Consider the following 414-nt stretch of genomic DNA (forward strand, 5'->3'; position numbering starts at 1 on the left):
ACGGCTGGAACATCACCTCGGTCAGGACTTCGATCAAGACAGGTTATGCTGGGGTCGACTTGAACAGGACCTATGTCGACGTGGAGTTCCGGAGCGGTGAAGAGTCGCCGTCGTTCTTCATCGAAGTGGACGAACAGGAGAGGCGGGCCGGCTGGGGACGTTGCAACGTCCCGTTCTGGGACGGAGGATTGCATGCGGACCCCAATCCTGAGGACTATCACCAGAACCTGAGCACGCACCTGTGCTATGTCTTCGATCACCACCACAACGAGCGGGTGGTGATGGTCTACAACGAAACGACGATCTTCTACCTCTACCCCTCCTATGGGAGAGACTGGTATGAAAACGTGGAGATGCAAAGATGAAACGGATCTTCATCCTCTCCCTTGCGCTAGTGTTCCTGGTATTCGGAGT

General features: G+C 55.3%; 1 pseudogene. It reads left to right on the plus strand.

The features are described from left to right. Positions 1-365 (plus strand): annotated as a pseudogene (locus BP737_RS02540) (hypothetical protein); the annotation flags it as partial. Positions 366-414 lie beyond the last annotated feature (49 nt).

Origin of the sequence: Methanoculleus sp. UBA291 (genome assembly GCF_002499755.1) — an archaeon.
Taxonomy (GTDB): domain Archaea; phylum Halobacteriota; class Methanomicrobia; order Methanomicrobiales; family Methanoculleaceae; genus Methanoculleus; species Methanoculleus palmolei.